This window comes from Pseudomonas sp. CP-1 (assembly GCF_021213715.1).
In the GTDB taxonomy this organism is placed as follows: Bacteria; Pseudomonadota; Gammaproteobacteria; order Pseudomonadales; family Pseudomonadaceae; genus Pseudomonas; species Pseudomonas aeruginosa.
Map to the genome: position 1 here is coordinate 239,956 of NZ_JAJQKY010000006.1, position 17,621 is coordinate 257,576.

The window sequence follows — 17,621 nt, forward strand, 5'->3', positions numbered from 1 at the left end:
CCTTATTGTTGTTGTTCGAGCGCGGCACCGTTCGCCGCAGCGAGGTGCACGCCGCCCTGGCCGACCAGGATCAGGTGGCCGTCGCCGGTGGCGCTGACGCCGGCCAGGGACAGCCGGTCGGGACGGTTGAACACGCTGAAGCTGCGCCCGCCGTCGGTGCTTTCGAGGACGCTGCCGCCGTGGCCGACCACGACGATCCGCCCGTCCGCCAGCAGCGCGCCGTCGGAGAGACCGAATTCCAGGTCGCCGGACGCCGCCTTCAGCGGTATCTCTTCCCAGCTGTCGCCGAAATCGGCGGAGCGGAACAGGTGGCCGCGCAGGCCGTAGACCAGCACGCCGCCCGCATCGGCGGTACCGATGGCGCCGAACAGCGAGCCCTCGTAGGGGCCTTCGAGTTTTTCCCAGGTGGCGCCCCAGTCCTTCGAGCGGAACAGACTGCCGGCTTCGCCGACCACCAGCAGGCCGTTGTCCTTGACCGCGGCGATGGCGTTGAGGTGGAACTGGTCCTCGTTGTCCAGGCGCTCGCTGACGTCTTCCCAGTGCTGGCCGCCGTCGCGGGTCTCCAGCAGCGCGCCATAGGCACCGACGGCCAGGCCGTGCTGTTCGTCGGCGAACCAGATGTCCAGCAACGGCGCTTCGCGGCCGAGGTCCTCGAACTGCCTGGTCCAGGTGCTGCCGGCGTCGTCGCTGACGAGGATCTGCGCATCGTGCCCGACCGCCCAGCCCTTGCGCTCGTTGACGAAGAACACCGAGGTGAGCAACTGGCGGGTCGGCACCTTGGCCTGGGTCCAGGTCTTGCCGTCGTCGTCGGAGAGCAGGATATGCCCACGGTCGCCGACCGCGACCAGCCGCTTGCCGGCATGGGCGACGCTGAGCAGCAGGCTGCTGGCGGCCTTCGGCGATTCCACGGCGAATTGCGGCGGCGCGGCGGTTGGCGTCGACTCGGCCAGGACCGGGGTCGCGGCGAAGGTCAGAAGAGAAAGCGCCCCGAGAAACGACAGGGCCCTGCTGGCCAGGGGCGATCTGGAAGGAATGGCCGGATGCCGCGAAGCGTCCGCGGATTGGCCGGGCGAAGTGCGCCACGTCATGGGCTCACGCATGGATACCGTCCCCGTTGTTGTTATTAGTGGTTCGTGGTGAGCGTTATATAGCCAGCGTTTGGCGACGGAGACAATTGAAGCCACGTTATCTTTTGTTAAGCGTGTAAGCCGTCTGTAACGGGGGATCGGCGCCGCCCTCCTCCCCGGAGGGAAGCGGTCGGCGCCGGCGAGCGGAGCGATCAGCGGGTGCCGCGGCGGCGCAGGGCCGAGGGCTTGAAGTAGGAGTCGTCCGGTATCGCCTGGGTGAAGTCGATGGTACCCGGCTCCTCGTTGTCCAGGTTCTGCACGTGGTAGCGACGCGCCTGCAGGTCGTGGAACACGTCCAGCGCGCTCCAGGTGTACGGCAGGTCGTAGAAGTTCTTCAGGTAGGCCATGGACACCCGCCACAGTTCGCCGCGACCGTCGTACTGGTCGACCACCGCCGCGCTCCAGCTGTCCTCGTCGAGGTACAGGGTGCGCTTGGAGTAGATATGCCGCGCGCCCGGCTTCAGGGTGCCTTCCACCACCCACACGCGGTGCAGTTCGTAGCGGGTGTATTGCGGATCGAGATGGCCCGGCTTGAGCAGTTCCTCGTACTTCACCTCGGGGCTGCTGACCTTGTAGTTGTTGTAGGGAATGTAGATTTCCTTCTTGCCCAGCAGCTTCCAGTCATAGCGGTCCGGCGCGCCGTTGAACATGTCGGTGTCGTCGGCGGTGCGCAGGCCGTCGGCGGCGGCGATCGGCGTGTCGTAGGCAAGGTTCGGCGCACGCCGCACACGGCGCTGGCCGGCGTTGTAGCCCCAGGCCTGGCGCGGCTCCTTGACCTGGTCGAGGGTCTCGTGCACCAGCACCGCGCCGCCGGCCAGGCGCGCCGGGCTCTTGGTGAACGACAGGTAGTAGAACATCAGGTTGTTCAGGTCGGCGAAGCTGCCGCCCTTGAGGTAGTACTTGAACAGCGCTTCCTGCTGCGAGGTCACCAGCGAGTAGCTACCGTTGCGCTGTACCGCGACTTCCGAGGCGCGGCGCACGACATAGGTGCCGCGGTAGCGGGCGACATGGTTCCACAGCGCCTCCACGCCGCTCTTCGGAATCGGGAACGGCACCCCGCCATAGGCGTCGGCGAACCCGTTGCCGCCGTCCAGCAGCCTGGCGCTGGTGGCATTGGCGAAGGTGTTGTCGTACAGCCACTGCGGCGCCGAGCCGGAACGGCGACTGGGGTAGACCGGCATCCGGAAGCTGTCCGGGTAGGTCTTGAACAGCGCCAGCTGACCCGGGGTCAGGTGTTCCCTGTACTGCTCCAGGTTGGCCTTGTCGATGGTGAACAGCGGCTTGTCCGCGGCGAACGGGTCCGGGTGGTGCTGGCCCGGCTTGTAGCCGGCCGGCGCCTGGGTGATGCCGCCGGTCCAGGCGGGAATGCTGCCGGCGGCGTTGCCGGCCTTCTCCGCGCCCAGCGGGGTGAGGCTCGACTTCAGTTGCGCCGCCTCGCCGGCGGAAACGCCGGCCAGCGCGCCGCCGCTGCCCAGTGCCAGCGCCAGGGAAGCGCCGATCAGCAGGTGCTTGTTCAACATGAGGGTTCTCCGTGTGAGGTGCCGGGCGCTCGCGGCGCCCGTGTCGTTATCGGTTCGGTCAGAAGGAATACTTGACGGTCAGGCCGATATTGTCGCGGTCGCGGATGTTGTTGTTCTGTCCGCCGCCGTAGAACTCGGTGTACTGCAGTTCGCCTTCCAGGCTGTTCAGGTAGGTGGCCTTGACCCCCAGGGTGTAGGCCTTGCGACCTTCGATGAAGTTGCCGGTCTGGTAGGAGTTGCCTTCGAAGTCGTCCTTGTAGACCACGTAGGGCGACACGTTGACCCCGGCGAACACGTCGTTCCAGGTGCCGCTGAGCAGCAGCGTGTAGCCGTAGGCGTTGCGGTTCACCTGGTCGCCACGGTCGCCGCCGGAAACGTACGAGCTGTTGCCGCGCCCGGCGTAGTAGCGGGTGCTGCCGTCATAGGCGGTGTACTTCAGGCTGCTGCCGCGCAGGTGTTCCGAGGCCAACTCGGCGACGCCGGTCAACGAGTCGAAGCTCAGTGACGGGCCGAAGTTGTAGATGGTCCCGAGGGAGGTGTTGAACGCCTCGACCCGCTCGTAGTTGTGGATCTGCCCGCCGAGGCCGACCATCTGCCCGCCGACGTTGATCTGCCCGCCGTTGGCGGCTTCCGCCGCACCGTGGGCGAGGTCACCGATCAGGTCGTTGGTGGCGGCGATGCCGATCGGCAGGTTCGGCCGATAGGCCAGCTCGCCGAACACCGAGGCGTCGCCCACCGTGGTGTTGAAGCTGAAGCCGTACATGCGGATGTCTTCGGCGAACTCGCGGCGGGCATTGATGTTGCCCATCACGTCGGCGGTCACCAGGCCGTTGGCCAGGGCTTCGGCGAGGTTGCCGGCGATCGGCCGCAGGGTGTTGGCCAGCGCCGCCAGGTCGGCCCCGGCATAGTCGCCGATGTCGGCGTACAGGGTCGGCTCCTTGGAGTGGTAGTTGACGAAGTAGAAGCCGAACTCGGTGCTGTTCAGTTCCTCGGCGATGTAGCGGAAGGCCACGCCGAACTGGCCGTCGTTGCGCGCGTTGATGTCCTTGCCGATGGACGACACCTTCATCACGTTGCCGTAGGCCGGGGTCACGCCGTTGGCATAGAGGCCGGTGTTCTTCAGCGCGCCGCTGAGCAGCGGATTGTTGCCCAGCGCCTGGTACAGGCCGATAACGTTGCCGAAGCCGGGCACCGGGGTGTCCAGCGCGGTGCCGGTGAAGTCGCTGTAGCCGGTGTTGCCGCCGTCGGCGAACAGGTCGGTCTCGGAGAAGAAGGTTCCGACCGGGTCGAGGCGGGTTTCCTTCCAGTTCCACTGGTAGAAGGTTTCCATCGACAGGTTGTCGGTCAGGCCGATGTTGAAGCTCAGCGCTTCCACCGGCATCAGCACTTCCTTGAGCTCGGAACCGGGCAGGCGGTACTTGGCGGCGTCCACCGGGTTGGTGGTGTTGACCCCGCCACGGTAGAAGATGCCCTCGCCCCAGTTGAACACCTGGCGGCCGAAGCGCGCGCTCAGCGGCATGTTGCCGATGTCCCAACTGCCGTAGACGTAGGCGTCGAGGATTTCCGCCTTGTGCCCGGCGATGTCGCGGGTCTGGCTGGTGAAACGGTCGTCGTGGGGATAGCTCTGGCTCGGCTGCGATGGATCGTTGTGACTGTAGTAGTCGTTGCGCTTGTCCATGATCTGGGTGTCATAGAACGCCGTGCCGCGAATGAACACGCCATAGTTGCGCCAGGTCGCCTCCAGGTCCGAGGTGATCTTGTAGACCTCGGAAACCAGGCCGGTATCGAAGTTGCGGTTGCCGTCGTTGGTGTTGATGTCGTTGTTGCTCTTGTCCTGCCCCTGCACCCGCCACAGGGTGCCGTAGGACAGGGTGGTATCGAGCGAACCGGACACCTCGTTGTCGAGGAAGCTGAATTCGACGGCCTGGGCCTGGCCGCCCAGCAGCGGCAGCAGCCCGGCGAAGGCGAAGCCGGCCCGGGCCGGCGCGGAGCGCAGCCGGGGCTGGCGGTTGGGGATGTACATCGGGAACTCACTCCATGTGGTCATGCGTTGGGCGCCGCCACTGCGGGCGGTTCGCCGTTCGGCCGTTTCTCTGCGGCCTTGTTATGGGTGGTCGCGGCGTCACCGGCCTCGCGTCGACGAAAGGGAACCGCGCGACGAGGCAGTGCAACCGGGATGCCAATTCAACGGAATCCTCCAGGGAATTCAATGGATTGCGACAAAAACAGGACTTCCTGCCAGATGACTGTTCATTCACTGACCAGAAAACAGGAAGTGTCCGACAAAACGCGCCAGGCGAATGTCGCCGGTGGCGCGAAAAGTCCCTTCGCAGAGCCTGCGCAGGGTGGTTCGCGAAACACGATTAAGCGGGCTCCATCAATGGAAAACAGTGAAGCGATTCCCAGAAGTAACAAAGGGCGTTACCAGCCAGTGGCCAGTAACACCCTCTTCTGGGAGAAGCTGGCGGATCAGGCCAGGCTCTTGCTCACCACTTCGTAGACGTCGCTGGACAGCTCGCCGGAGGCCAGGATGCGTTCCAGCTCGCCGCGCATCAGCGCTTGCCGCGCCTCGTCGTACTTGCGCCAGCGGGTCAGCGGCACCAGCAGGCGCGAGGCGATCTGCGGGTTGAGTGCGTTGAGCACGATCACCTGGTCGGCGAGGAAGCGATAGCCGGCGCCGTCAGGACGATGGAAGTTGACCAGGTTCTGGTTGGCGAACGCGCCGATCAGCGCGCGCACCTTGTTCGGGTTCTTCAGGGTGAAGGCCGGGTGCTGCATCAGCGCCTGGACCCGCTCCAGCCCGCCCGGCAGCGGCGAGCCGGCCTGCACGCTGAACCACTGGTCCATCACCAGCGGGTCGTCCTTGAAGTAGTCGGCGAACATGGCCAGGGCCTTGCCCTTCTCCGCCTCGAAGCCGGAGTTGACCAGCACCGCCAGGGCGGTCAGGCGCTCGGTCATGTTGTCGCAGCCTTCGTACTGCTCCAGGCAGGCGGCGAGGATTTCCTCCCGGCCCGACAGCGACAGGTAGGACAGCGCGATATTCTGCAGGCTGCGCCGGGCGATGTGCGAGGCCTCGGCGAGGTAGGCGGTGTCGCGGGAAATCTTGCGGTTGGCCTGGTAACGCTGCCACAGCGGCTCGAACAGCGCTTCGCCGATACGCTGGCGGGCGAATTCGCGGGCGGCATGGATCGCGTCGACATCGGCGACTTCGCTGATCTCGGTGAGATAGGCCTCGCTGGGCAGCGAGAGCATCTCGGCGACCATCGCCTGGTCCAGCGCCTCGTCCGCCAGGAGGGTGCGGTAGGCCTCGATCAGGCGCGGGTCGAGTACCAGTTGCGCGCCGCGCTGGTGCTGGCCGATCAGCTCCTGCAGGACCTGCACCGAAAGCTGTTGGCCGGCCTCCCAGCGGTTGAAGCCGTCGCTGTCGTGCTGCATGAGGAACAGCAACTGGTCGCGGCTGTAGGGGAAGCTCAGTTTCACCGGCGCGGAGAAGCCGCGCAGCAGCGATGGCAGCGGCTGCTCCGGCACCTCGACGAAGACGAAGCGCTGCTCGGCCTCGGTCACCGCCAGCACACGGTTGCCGCCCTGGGCCGCGGCCTCGCCTTCCAGGCGCAGCGGAAGTTCGTGGCCCTGGCCGTCGAGCAGGCCCAGCTCCAGCGGGATGACGAAGGGTTCCTTGCTCGGCTGGCCGGGAGTCGGCGGGCAGCTCTGGCGCACCGTCAGGGTGTAGCGGCGGGCGGCGGCGTCGTACTCGCCTTCCACCGCCAGGCGCGGAGTGCCGGACTGGCTGTACCAGCGCTTGAACTGGGTCAGGTCGACGCCATTGGCGTCTTCCATGGCCTTGACGAAATCGTCGCAGGTCACCGCCTGGCCGTCGTGGCGCTGGAAGTACAGGTCCGAGCCCTTGCGGAAGCCTTCGGCGCCGAGCAGGGTGTGGATCATCCGCACCACTTCCGAGCCCTTCTCGTAGACGGTCAGGGTGTAGAAGTTGGAAATCTCGATGAACGAGTCGGGGCGCACCGGATGCGCCATCGGCCCGGCGTCCTCGGCGAACTGGTTGGTGCGCAGGAAGGCGACGTCCTCGACGCGCTTGACCGTGCGCGAGTTCATGTCGGCGGAGAATTCCGAGTCGCGGAATACGGTGAAGCCTTCCTTGAGCGACAGCTGGAACCAGTCGCGGCAGGTCACCCGGTTGCCCGACCAGTTGTGGAAATACTCATGCGCCACCACGCCCTCGACCCGCTGGTGGGCGGCGTCGGTGGCGGTTTCGGCGCGGGCCAGGACGCAACTGGAGTTGAAGATGTTGAGGCCCTTGTTCTCCATCGCGCCCATGTTGAAGTCGTTGACCGCGACGATCATGAAGATGTCCAGGTCGTACTCGCGGCCGTAGACCTCCTCGTCCCAGCGCATCGACTTCTTCAGGCTGTCCATGGCGTGCTGGACCTTGTCGATGTTCTCCGGCTCGACGTAGATGCGCAGCGCCACGTCGCGCTGGCTCATGGTGCGGAAGCTGTCCTCGACGCACCAGAGGTCGCCGGCGACCAGGGCGAACAGGTAGGCCGGCTTCTTGAACGGGTCTTCCCAGGTCGCCCAGTGCCGGCCGTTGCCTTCGGAACCGCTGGCCACCGGGTTGCCGTTGGAGAGCAGCACCGGGTAGCGCTGCTGTTCGGCACTGACGGTGGTGGTGAAGCGACTCATCACGTCGGGACGGTCGAGGTAATAGGTGATCTTGCGGAAACCCTCGGCCTCGCACTGGGTGCAGAACATCTTGCCGGACTTGTACAGGCCTTCCAGCGCGGTGTTGCTCTCCGGATGGATACGCACCGTGCTCCTGAGGACGAACTCGGCCTGCCGCGGTTGCACCCCGAGCTGCTCGTCGTCCAGCTGGTAGTCGTCCGCGCCGAGCGCCTGGCCGTCCAGTTCGAGCGCCAGCAGCTCCAGTTGCTGGCCATGCAGCAACAGCGGCGGCAGGCCGGCGCCGCGCTCGGGGTTGCGCCGCAACTTCAGCTCGGCGTGTACCAGGCTGTGGTCTTCGAACAGTTCGAACTTCAGGTGGGTCTCGTCGATCAGGTAGTCCGGCGCCTGATAGTCCTTGAGGTGGATGACTTTCGGTTGCTCGGTGCGCATGGCTTGTGGCCCTTCTGCTCAGTGATGCACGGCGATCTGGTAGGCCGTGTATTTGCGAATGTTGATCACCCCGGTGTCGAGGATCAGGTACTGGCCCTTGATACCGCGAAGCGTGCCTTCGACGATAGGCGTTTTTTCCAGGTCGAGGCTGGCGACCTTGCTCGGGTAGGCCTCGACCGGGTAGGCGATCTCGAGCGGATCGAGGTCGATAACCGGTTGGATCGCCTGCAGGCCGAAACGTTGCTGCAATTCGCGCAGGCCGTCGGCGCACTGGTCGAACAACTGCTCGCGGACTGCCGCCAGATCGACCGGCTCGGCCTCGCCCTTGAGCATGGCCCGCCAATTGGTGCGGTCGGCGACCTGGCTGCGCAGCAGGTCTTCCACCAGGCCGGACTGCTGGCGGGTGGCCACGCGCAGGATCGGCAGCGCCTGGCGCGCGCCCTGGTCGATCCAGCGGGTGGGAATCTGGCTGGCGCGGGTGATGCCGACCTTCACCCCGGAGGAGTTGGCCAGGTACACCACGTGGTCGGTCATGCAGAACCGCTCGCCCCACTCCGGTTCGCGGCAGGTGCCCTGCTCGTAGTGGCACTTCTCCGGGCTGACGATGCAACTGTCGCACTGCGCCAGCCGGGTGAAGCAGGGATAGCAATAGCCCTGGCTGAAACTCTTCTTCGTCTTGCGGCCGCAATGGGTGCAGAAGATGCTGCCGAGGTACTCCAGGCGCAGCGGCCGGCCGATCAGCGGGTTCACCGCGACTTCGCGGTCGTCGAGGCGGAAGGCGTATTGCACGGGAGCATTGCTTTCCAGGCGCGCCGTCATCTTGCTCAGCGCGCCGCGGGCGATTTCTTCCATCAGTGCACGGAGTCCGACTTGAACAGGATGTTCGGGATCGGCTCGTCGGAATGCGAGGAGCAGTGCTGCGGGCCCATGTAGCCGGTGCGCTCCTCCTCGGGGAGGTTCTGCAGCTCCCAGGCGATCACCGCCTGCAGGCAGAGTTCCTTCTGCTCCTGGGTCAGCTTGCGGCCGTCCGGCCACTTGCCGATCTCGATGGCCAGCTTGAGGTTCTGGTAGATCTCAGGAGTGATGTTCTCGATCGCTTGATTGAAGGACGACATGGCCGGCTCCGGTGAAAAGGCGTACCGGCCATTCTACCGGGCCGGGGCCGGCGGCGCACATCGAAGCTGCCGCAGCCCCTCGCTCAACGGCGACGCCGCGCCAGCAGGCCGCCCAGCAAACCGCTGAGGCAACCGACCAGCAGCCCGCCAACGTGCGCGCCGTTGGCGATGGAGCCGAAGCCGAGCAGGTCGATCACCCCGGACAGGCACACCAGCAGCCAGATCAGCATCATCGCCACGACGCCCCTGGGCAGGCGATAGGCCTGGTTCGGCGCCAGGTACTGGAAGATCCAGCAGTGCCCGAGCAGGCCATAGAGCACCCCGGACAACCCGCCGAACAGGCTGGCGCCGCTCACCGCGTACTGCACCACGTTGGACACCAGGCCGAACAACAGGGTCAGGCCGAGCAGCATCGGACGGCCCTGGCGGAATTCGATGCGCCGGCCCAGCTCCCAGAACCACATGGCGTTCATCGCCAGGTGCAGCCAGCTGAAGTGGATCAGCATCGGCGTGAACAGCCGCCACCATTGACCCGCCGCCAGGCTCTCGGCCAACGGCGTGAACAGCGCGTACTGGCCCTGGATACGGAAGTCCTGGAAGGTCAGCCAGCGCATCGTCGCGAAGTTGTCGCCAAGGTAGGTGACGGCGGCGACGACGAAGGTCAGCAGCAACACCGCGGCGGTCATCGGGCTCATCCGCAGTTGCCGGACGAAACCCTGCCCCGCCGGTCGCGGCGCGGCCTCCAGGGTCGCCTGCGGATCGCCTTCGGGATAACGCCGGTACAACTCGCGGACCTGCTCGGCGAGCCGCTCGTCGGGCACCCAGAGGACCTGCTGGCCGGATTCCTCGCTGACCCGGTGCGGCACGTTCAGACGCCGCAGCAGGCCGACGAAGCCGGCCAGGTCGACCGACAGGGGAAACTTCAGGACCTGCACCGCGCTCACTCGTCAGCCTCCGGCCGCTTCACTTCGACCCAGACGAACTTGTGCCGGTCCAGGCGGGTTTCCTCATCCAGGCGGTAGGCCGCCAGCTTGCCGTACATCACCGCGCTGTAGTCCAGGCAGGCCAGGTTCGGCCGGATCGGCGCCGGCGTGCCGCGTCGCCAGTAGTGGCCGACGAACAACAGCGGTTCGTCGGCGCCGTAGGTCAGCAGGCTGGACTTCTGCTCCTCGCTGAGCGGCTCGCGGGCGATCGCTTCGGGCAACGCGTCGGGCTGGAAGACGATATCGCCGTAGGTGCGCGGCGCCTCGTCCTCGACCCAGAACTTGGTGCGGAAGAAGGCGCGCGTATAGCCATCGCTGCTGGTCAGCGTGGCACCGTGCGGCAGGCGCATGTCGGTACCGCGCAGCAGGCGGTTGCAGGCCAGGTCGGCGAAGCTGCCGGGCTCCGCCGACTCCTGCAGGAAGGCTTCGCTGATCCGCCCGTCGGGGAACTGCCGGCGCAGGGTCGCGATCAGTTCGCCGTCCCAGCAGGCATGGACCATGCGGAAGCGCCCGGCATCGAGGAACAGCGGCAGTTGCTGGAACCAGCCGAGGAAGTCGCGCCAGTCGGCGTCGTGGCCCTCGAACTGCTCGAGGGTCTCCTTGATCAGCCGGGCATGCCGCGGCGTATGCTCGCGGACGTACTGGCGGCCGCTGCCGGGCGCCGCCGGGGTGCTCCAGCCGAGCGCGTTGAATTCGTGGTTGCCCATGATGCACAGCGCCTCGCCGGCGTCGACCATCGCGTGCACCCTGTGCAGGGCCTCGCGGATGCGCGGGCCGCGGTCGACGATGTCGCCGAGGAACAACGCCTGGCGCCGCGGATGGCGCCAGACGCCGCCCTGCAGGCGGTAGCCGAGCAGGTCGAGGAGGCGGTCCAGGGTATGCGCGCAGCCGTGGACATCGCCGATCAGGTCGTAGCCACGTCCGGGGTCGAGTTGCATCAGTCGCCTCCGCCCAGGCGGCTGCCCCAGCCGAGCTTGGTCCGGCAGATCTCGTAGTAGTTGTGGTCGATGGGGTGGATCAGGCGCAGCTTCTGCGGCTTCTTGCTGATCGTCACGGTATCGCCGGGGGCGCAGGTGAAATGGTTCTGCCCGTCGCAGGAGACCTGCGGGTAGATCTGCATGTTCGGCGACACGACGATCTTCAGCTCGCTGTTGCCGTCCACCACGATCGGGCGGCTGGAAAGCATGTGCGGGTACATCGGCACGATGACGATGGCATCCAGCTTCGGATGCATGATCGGACCGCCGGCGGACAGCGCGTAGGCGGTGGAACCGGTGGGCGTGGCGACGATCAGGCCGTCGGCCTTCTGGCTGCAGACGAACTGGCCGTCGATATACAGCTCGAACTCGATCATCCGGGTCGACTTGCCCGGGTGCAGGACCACGTCGTTGAGCGCATCGCCCTGCCCCATCGAGTCGATACCGCGACGCACCTGGGCATCGAGGAGGAAGCGGCTCTCGACGATGTACTGGCCGTCCAGCACCTCGCCGACCTTGGCCTCCAGTTCATCCGGGCGGATGTCGGTGAGGAAGCCCAGGCTACCGCGGTTGATCCCCAGCACCGGCACCTTGTGCCGGGCCAGCGCGCGGGCCGCGCCGAGCATGCTGCCATCGCCGCCGACCACCACCACCAGGTCGCAGATCTCACCCATGATCTTCCGCGAGCAGGTCTGCAGGCCGTGTCCGGGCAGGACTTCGGCGATGGTGTCCTCGAGGATCACATGCAGGTGGCGATCGATCAGGAATTTCTTCAGCCGGCGGATGGTATCCAGCACCTGGGTGCTGCCGAGGCGGCCGATGATGCCGATATTGCGAAAGGGTTCCATGCGGTTCCTGCGAAAAGCTGGCGGGCGGGATAGAGCGGATTATGGGCGAAAGCCGCGGACAGCGGCAAACCCGCGCATGTACGGGAAATCGCCGCGAGTGGCGCAACCCGGCTAACCTCTGGGTATGACGCTGCTGACCGAACTGCTCGACGAATTGCGCCACCCGGCCGTCCGCGACCTGGCCTGGACCCTGCTCGCCCCGCCGTTGCTGCGCCGGACCCCGGAGCCGCAGCGCCATCCGCTCGCCGCCAGCCGCTGGCGCCAGGAGCCGGAGCGCCTGGCCGCCTGGTTGCGCGAACAGGAGCGACAGCCGCAGCATCTCGCCGCCTGGCTCGCGCAGTGGCCACGGCAGCGTCTCGGCCTGTACTACGAACATCTCTGGCAATTCGCCCTGGAACAAGCCCCGGACGTGCGCCTGATCGCCGCCAACCTGCCGGTGCGCGACGGCGGGCATACCCTTGGCGAACTCGACCTGCTGCTGCGGGACGACGACGGCATCCACCACCTGGAACTGGCGATCAAACTCTATCTGGGGCCCCAGTCCGGCCCCGGCGACTGGCTCGGGCCCGGCGGCCAGGACCGCCTGTCACGCAAGCTGGAACACCTCTGCCGACACCAGTTGCCGCTGGCGGCGACCCGCGAGGGTCGCCAGGTGCTGGCCGCCCATGGCGCCGAATCGGCCGTTTCCGCATTGTGGCTGAGCGGCTACCTGTTCCATCCCTGGCCCGGGCCGGGCAGCCTGCCCGCCGACATCGAGCCACGGCATCTGCGTGGCCGCTGGCTCCGCCAGCGCGACTGGCCGGCGTACCTGGCCAGCCTGGCCGGACCGCAGGCCGGGCAGCATTGGCTGCATCTGTCGCGCGAGCACTGGCTGGCGCCGGCCATGCGGCGGCAGGACCCGCTCGACCCACCGCGCGACGGCGCTTGCTGGAACATCGCCTTCGCCGACGAGGCACGTCCGCAAATGCTGGTAAGGGTGGTGCCGCGCGACGGCTACTGGGTAGAGGCCGAGCGCCTGTTCCTGGCCAGCGACGACTGGCCGCCGGGGCTCAGCCTGTGGGGTAGCGCGCGCCAGGCCGCGGATGCCTGATCAGAGCAACGCCAGCAAACGCTCCTGCAATGCCCGGCGGCCCTGCAGGCCTCCGCTGTGCAGCGCCACCAACCGGCTGCCGCGAGCCACCGCGCCGCTCTCCACGGCCTCGCGCAGGGCGAGCAGCAGCTTGCCGGTGTACAGCGGTTCGAGGGCGACGCCGCTGGCCGTCTCGAACTCGACGATGAACCGCGCCAATCGCCCATCGAGGCGGGCGAAACCACCACGGCTGGCGTCCAGCAGGCGATAGCCGGCATCGGCCCAGCCCGCCTCGGCAAGGGTCGCCGCGACCTGGGCGGCGACGCCATGGTCCTCCGGCACCGCCAGCGCGCCCACCACGGGATGCCGCCCAGCCTCGCCGAGCACCAGGCCGGCCAGTGTCGTACCGGTACCGGCGGCCACCCAGATCGCGTCGTAATCGTCCCAGCCGAGCGTCGGCAACTGGGTCGCTATGCGCTCCACCAGCCCGATGCAACCGCGCGCGCCCAGCAGCCCGCCACCGCCCTCGGCGACCGGCAGCAAGCCTGGGTAACGTTCCCGCCAGGGAAGCCAGAAACCGGCGGCATGCCGCTGGCGATAGCCGCCGTAGCCGAGCCAGTGCAGTTCCATGCCGAGACTGCGCAGGTCGCGCACCGTCGGCGTATCGACTTCGTGTCCGCGCAACAGGCCGACGCAACGGAAATCGAAACGCGCGCCGGCGCCGGCCAGCGCGTGCAGGTGGTTGGAGTGGGCGCCGCCGAGGCTGATCAGGCCGTCCAGCCCCTGCTCGCGGGCCAGCGCCAGGTGTGGCGCGAGCTTGAACCCCTTGTTGCCGGAGATCAACGGATCGGCCTGGTCCAGGCGCAGCAGCGCCAGTTCGACCCCGGCCCGTTGCAGCCAGTCGAGTTCGAGACGCTGCAAGGGTGTATGCGGTGACCAGTGGGGAAACGGCAAGAAGTCAGCTCACGGTGCGCAGGCGCCCCGTGGTCTTGTGCCGGGCGCAGCAGTTGGTGTCGCCGGCGACGAAGCGCGCCGGGTTGTCGACCCGGTCGAGCGGCAGGTTGCAGCGTTCGCCGCCGGGCAGCAGCGCCTCGCAGCGCGGCTGCTGGAAGTGGTCCAGCCACTGGCGGTACTGGCTCTCGGAGACGAAGCACTTGGCCGCCGCGTAGGCCAGCGGATTGTCCTGGTAACGCGGGATGTCCTGCAAGGGGATGGTCAGGTGCCCGGCGCCGGGATGGTAGGCGACGAATACCACGCCCTGGCCGGATAGACGCTCCAGCAGTTGCTCCGGCCCCTGGGCGGCCAGACGGTCGCGCTCGGCGCGCAGCTCGGCCAGTTCCTGCTCCAGTTGCTGGTCCAGCTCGTTGCGGTAGGCCAGTTCGACGTCGCGGATCGAGACCTGCTCCTTGTAGCCGGCCACCGCCACCGCCACCCGAGCCTCCAGTTCGTCGGCGAACTCCGAGCGCAGCAGGTCGGTCTCGTTGCGCCCCTGGTTCTCGATGAAACGCAGTTGCCGGGTCAGTTCCTCGCGGTTGCGCTGGAACTGCTCGCCCTGCTCCAGCAGACGCTGCTGCAACTCGGCGTTCTCCCGCGCCTGCCGTTCCAGGGCCTGTTGCAGGCTGAGCACTTCGCTGCGCAGGATGTCCAGTTGCCCGCGGGCGTCCTGTTCGCGCCTGGCCAGTTCCTCTTCGTGCTGCCGGGCGAGCCCGGCCAGGCGCTGCTCCTGCTGCCGGGCCAGGGCGGCGAGCTGTTGCCGCTGCTGCTTGACCAGTTGCGCCAGGCGCGCCGCCTGCTCGTCCTCCTGCTTGCGCGGAGGCTCCGCGGGCGCTGCCTTCGGGGCGGCGGGACCGGCGGCGTACCATTGTTCTTCGGCGGCCATCTGCAGCCGCTGCGGCTCCACCGCGGCAGGCTCCTCGTCCACCAGCAGGCCGAGCTGGTTGCGCCTGAGCGCGTCGCGGATGAGTACGAAATGGTTGCGTCCGGCGCTGCTCTCCGGGTCCCACAGGTGCATCTGGTGCCAGGACACCGGGCACTGGCTGCGACAGGCCAGGCGGATCGGCCCGCCGCCCATGTCGGGGCCGCGTCCGGCGCGCTCGGCGAGGTTGCGCAGAGGCAGGTTCCAGCCGGTGTCGGCGCCGCCCTGCTCGTCGAAATCGAGATAGAAGAACACCGCTGCCCGCGCCTGCAGGCGCGGATTGATCAACACATAGGCCAGGTGCATCTGCCGGTCGGCGTATTCCGGCATGCGCACCAGACCATCGAGCAGCGCCTCGAATTCGGGATACAGCATTTCCTTGCAGACGCCGCTGTCGTTGAAGAACAGCACGGCCTCCGCCATCTGTGGCTTTTTCTGCATGCTCATCGCTAACCCTCGAACGCCTGGCGAGGCGGCCCGCATCCGGCAGTACCCATCTGGCATGTCACCTGAAAAACAGGCGCTATCTCGTTGTTCGGGCAAGTCTAGGGGAAAAAATGTCGCGGGCAATGTGACTGGGTTGGCAGACACCCGGGCGATGCCGGACGGCCCGCCGAGCGGTAGGGGAAATTGTGAAGCGGTCGGGTTTTGAGCGGACGGAGATCACCGTGGCAGAGCGCCACCGTTCACCAAACCGGTGCGCAGCGCCCCGCCGCGCCGACGAGCGCGGACAGGGACGATACGCAGAACCTGTGCGAGCTGGAGAAAAGCCGTTTTCAACGCAGTTTCTCCGCTACGCAACAGATCGCGGACAGGTTCTCAGAGTTCGGCAGCCAGGCGCGAACCCTGGTTGATGGCGCGCTTGGCATCCAGCTCGGCGGCGACATCGGCGCCGCCGATCAGGTGCACGCTCCGGCCGGCCGCCAGCAGGCCGTCCTGCAACTCGCGCAGCGGGTCCTGGCCGGCGCAGACGATCACGGTATCCACCGGCAGCACCTGCGGCTCGCCCTCGGCAACGCGGATATGCAGGCCGGCGTCGTCGATCCCGAGATACTCCACGGCATTCACCATCTGCACCTGCTTGTTCTTCAGGCCGGCGCGATGGATCCAGCCGGTGGTCTTGCCGAGGCCGTCGCCGACCTTGCTCTTCTTGCGTTGCAGGAGGAACACCTGGCGCGCTGCCGGATGCACCTCGGCCTTGACCCCGGCGATGCCGCCGCGGGCCTCCAGGCGGGTATCGATCCCCCACTGCTTCCAGAACGCTTCGCGCTCCAGGCTGGTGGACGGACCGGCATGGGTGATGAATTCGGAGACGTCGAAGCCGATGCCGCCGGCGCCGATCACCGCCACCTTACCGCCCACCGGCTTGCGCTCGAGGATCGCATCCAGGTAGCTGATCACCTTCGGATGCTCGATGCCGGGGATCGCCGGCGTGCGCGGAACGATGCCGGTGGCGAGGACGATCTCGTCGTAGCCGCCCGCGACCAGATCGTCCACGCCGACCCGGCGGTTCAGGTGCAGCTCGACGCCGGTGCTCTCCAGCTTGTTGCGGAAGTAGCGCAGGGTCTCGTGGAACTCTTCCTTGCCGGGAACCCGCTTGGCCACGTTGAACTGCCCGCCGATCTCGCCGGCGGCGTCGAACAGGCTGACCCGGTGCCCACGCTCGGCGGCCACGGTGGCGGCGGCCAGGCCGGCCGGGCCGGCGCCGACCACGGCGATCTTCTTCGGCCTGGCGGTGGGGATGTAGTTCAGCTCGGTTTCGTGGCAGGCGCGCGGGTTGACCAGGCAACTGGTCAGCTTGCCGCCGAAGGTGTGGTCGAGGCAGGCCTGGTTGCAGCCGATACAGGTGTTGATCCGTTCGGCGTGGCCGGCGGCGGCCTTGTTGACGAAATCCGGGTCGGCGAGGAACGGCCGGGCCATGGAGACCATGTCGGCATCGCCCTCGGCCAGGACCTTCTCCGCCACCTCGGGAGTGTTGATGCGGTTGGTGGTGATCAGCGGGATGCCGACCTCGCCACGCAGCTTGGCGGTGACCTTGGTGAAGGCCGCGCGCGGCACCTTGGTGGCGATGGTCGGGATGCGCGCCTCGTGCCAGCCGATACCGGTGTTGATCAGGGTCGCGCCGGCCTTCTCGACGGCCTTGGCCAGCAGCACGATCTCGTCCCAGCTGCTGCCGCCCTCGACCAGGTCGAGCATGGACAGGCGATAGATGATGATGAAGTTCGGCCCCACCGCCTCGCGCACCCGGCGGACGATCTCCACCGGCAGGCGCATGCGGTTCTCGTAGCTGCCGCCCCAGCGGTCGGTGCGCTGGTTGGTGTGCTGCACGAGGAACTGGTTGATGAAGTAGCCTTCCGACCCCATGATCTCGACGCCATCGTAGCCGGCGACCTGGGCCAGGCTGGCGCAGTTGACGAAGTCGGCGATCTGCTTCTCGATGCCTTCCTCGTCGAGTTCCTTGGGCTTGAACGGATTGATCGGCGCCTGGATCGCGCTCGGCGCCACCTGCTTCGGGCTGTAGGCGTAGCGGCCGGCATGCAGGATCTGCATGCAGATCTTGCCGCCCGCCTCATGCACCGCCTGGGTCACGATCCTGTGCTTCTCCGCCTCTTCCGGCGTGCTCAGCTTGGCCGCGCCGGAATACACGCCGCCCTCTTCGTTCGGGCCGATGCCGCCGGTGACCATCAGGCCGACGCCGCCACGGGCGCGTTCGGCGAAATACGCCGCCATGCGCTCGAAGCCCTGCGGCTTCTCTTCCAGACCGGTGTGCATGGACCCCATCAGGGTGCGGTTGCGCAGGGTGGTGAAGCCGAGGTCCAGCGGGGCGAGCAGGTGCGGATAGGGAACGGCGGCGGTCATCGGGGGTCTCCACATCGGGCGAAACGCGTTCACGGATATGCCGCGGCCTCGGGCGCAATGCGCGGGACGGGCAGCGGTCGG

The 17,621-nt window shown here is 67.2% G+C and carries 13 protein-coding genes; 1 reads left to right on the forward strand and 12 read right to left on the reverse strand.

What is annotated here, in order from left to right; translation table 11 throughout:
• Positions 1-2: 2 nt before the first annotated feature.
• The 9 genes from LT948_RS14710 to LT948_RS14750 all read right to left on the reverse strand — a co-directional run bounded on the left by LT948_RS14710 (position 3) and on the right by LT948_RS14750 (position 11,697).
• Entirely contained in the window at positions 3-1,100 is a 1,098-nt protein-coding gene (locus LT948_RS14710) for a WD40/YVTN/BNR-like repeat-containing protein (RefSeq protein ID WP_010793217.1), read from the reverse strand.
• Positions 1,101-1,279: 179 nt separating this feature from the next.
• Entirely contained in the window at positions 1,280-2,647 is a 1,368-nt protein-coding gene (locus tag LT948_RS14715; protein WP_003091320.1) for a DUF1329 domain-containing protein, read from the reverse strand.
• 58 nt (positions 2,648-2,705) lie between these two features.
• Positions 2,706-4,670: a DUF1302 domain-containing protein gene (locus LT948_RS14720; RefSeq protein WP_003110074.1), complete on the reverse strand. Its 1,965-nt coding sequence runs from the start codon at positions 4,668-4,670 to the stop codon at positions 2,706-2,708.
• 446 nt (positions 4,671-5,116) lie between these two features.
• On the reverse strand, positions 5,117-7,774 hold the full coding sequence (pepN, locus tag LT948_RS14725) for an aminopeptidase N (RefSeq protein WP_022580539.1): 2,658 nt from the start codon (positions 7,772-7,774) through the stop codon (positions 5,117-5,119).
• Positions 7,775-7,792: 18 nt separating this feature from the next.
• Entirely contained in the window at positions 7,793-8,626 is an 834-nt protein-coding gene (locus tag LT948_RS14730; protein ID WP_003091329.1) for a DUF2797 domain-containing protein, read from the reverse strand.
• Positions 8,626-8,889 carry a YeaC family protein gene (locus LT948_RS14735; protein ID WP_003104989.1) on the reverse strand — a complete coding sequence of 88 codons (264 nt, stop codon included), beginning with the start codon at positions 8,887-8,889 and terminating at the stop codon, positions 8,626-8,628. Before LT948_RS14735 ends, LT948_RS14730 begins: the two co-directional genes overlap by 1 nt.
• Positions 8,890-8,972: 83 nt before the next feature.
• Positions 8,973-9,833 (reverse strand): rhomboid family intramembrane serine protease, encoded by an 861-nt coding sequence (locus LT948_RS14740; protein ID WP_034028130.1) that lies wholly within the window; start codon positions 9,831-9,833, stop codon positions 8,973-8,975.
• Complete coding sequence (locus tag LT948_RS14745; RefSeq protein WP_003091336.1) at positions 9,830-10,810, reverse strand: metallophosphoesterase; 981 nt, start codon at positions 10,808-10,810, stop codon at positions 9,830-9,832. The genes LT948_RS14740 and LT948_RS14745 overlap by 4 nt, the downstream gene beginning before the upstream one ends.
• Positions 10,810-11,697: an NAD(+) kinase gene (locus tag LT948_RS14750; RefSeq protein WP_003091343.1), complete on the reverse strand. Its 888-nt coding sequence runs from the start codon at positions 11,695-11,697 to the stop codon at positions 10,810-10,812. Before LT948_RS14750 ends, LT948_RS14745 begins: the two co-directional genes overlap by 1 nt.
• Positions 11,698-11,821: 124 nt before the next feature.
• Between LT948_RS14750 and LT948_RS14755 the strand changes: the two genes are divergently transcribed.
• Entirely contained in the window at positions 11,822-12,787 is a 966-nt protein-coding gene (locus LT948_RS14755; protein ID WP_003091344.1) for a DUF1853 family protein, read from the forward strand.
• Here the strand turns inward: LT948_RS14755 and LT948_RS14760 are convergent, their stop codons facing one another.
• From LT948_RS14760 to LT948_RS14770, 3 genes are all read right to left on the reverse strand, one after another.
• Positions 12,788-13,687, reverse strand: a complete 900-nt coding sequence (locus LT948_RS14760; protein WP_049874992.1) for a 1-aminocyclopropane-1-carboxylate deaminase/D-cysteine desulfhydrase — start codon at positions 13,685-13,687, stop codon at positions 12,788-12,790.
• Positions 13,688-13,724: 37 nt separating this feature from the next.
• Positions 13,725-15,164, reverse strand: coding sequence for a hypothetical protein (locus LT948_RS14765; protein ID WP_019486556.1), 1,440 nt, complete (start codon positions 15,162-15,164; stop codon positions 13,725-13,727).
• A 336-nt stretch (positions 15,165-15,500) separates the two neighbouring features.
• Complete coding sequence (locus LT948_RS14770) at positions 15,501-17,540, reverse strand: NADPH-dependent 2,4-dienoyl-CoA reductase (RefSeq protein WP_003091351.1); 2,040 nt, start codon at positions 17,538-17,540, stop codon at positions 15,501-15,503.
• Between the last annotated feature and the right edge of the window lie 81 nt (positions 17,541-17,621).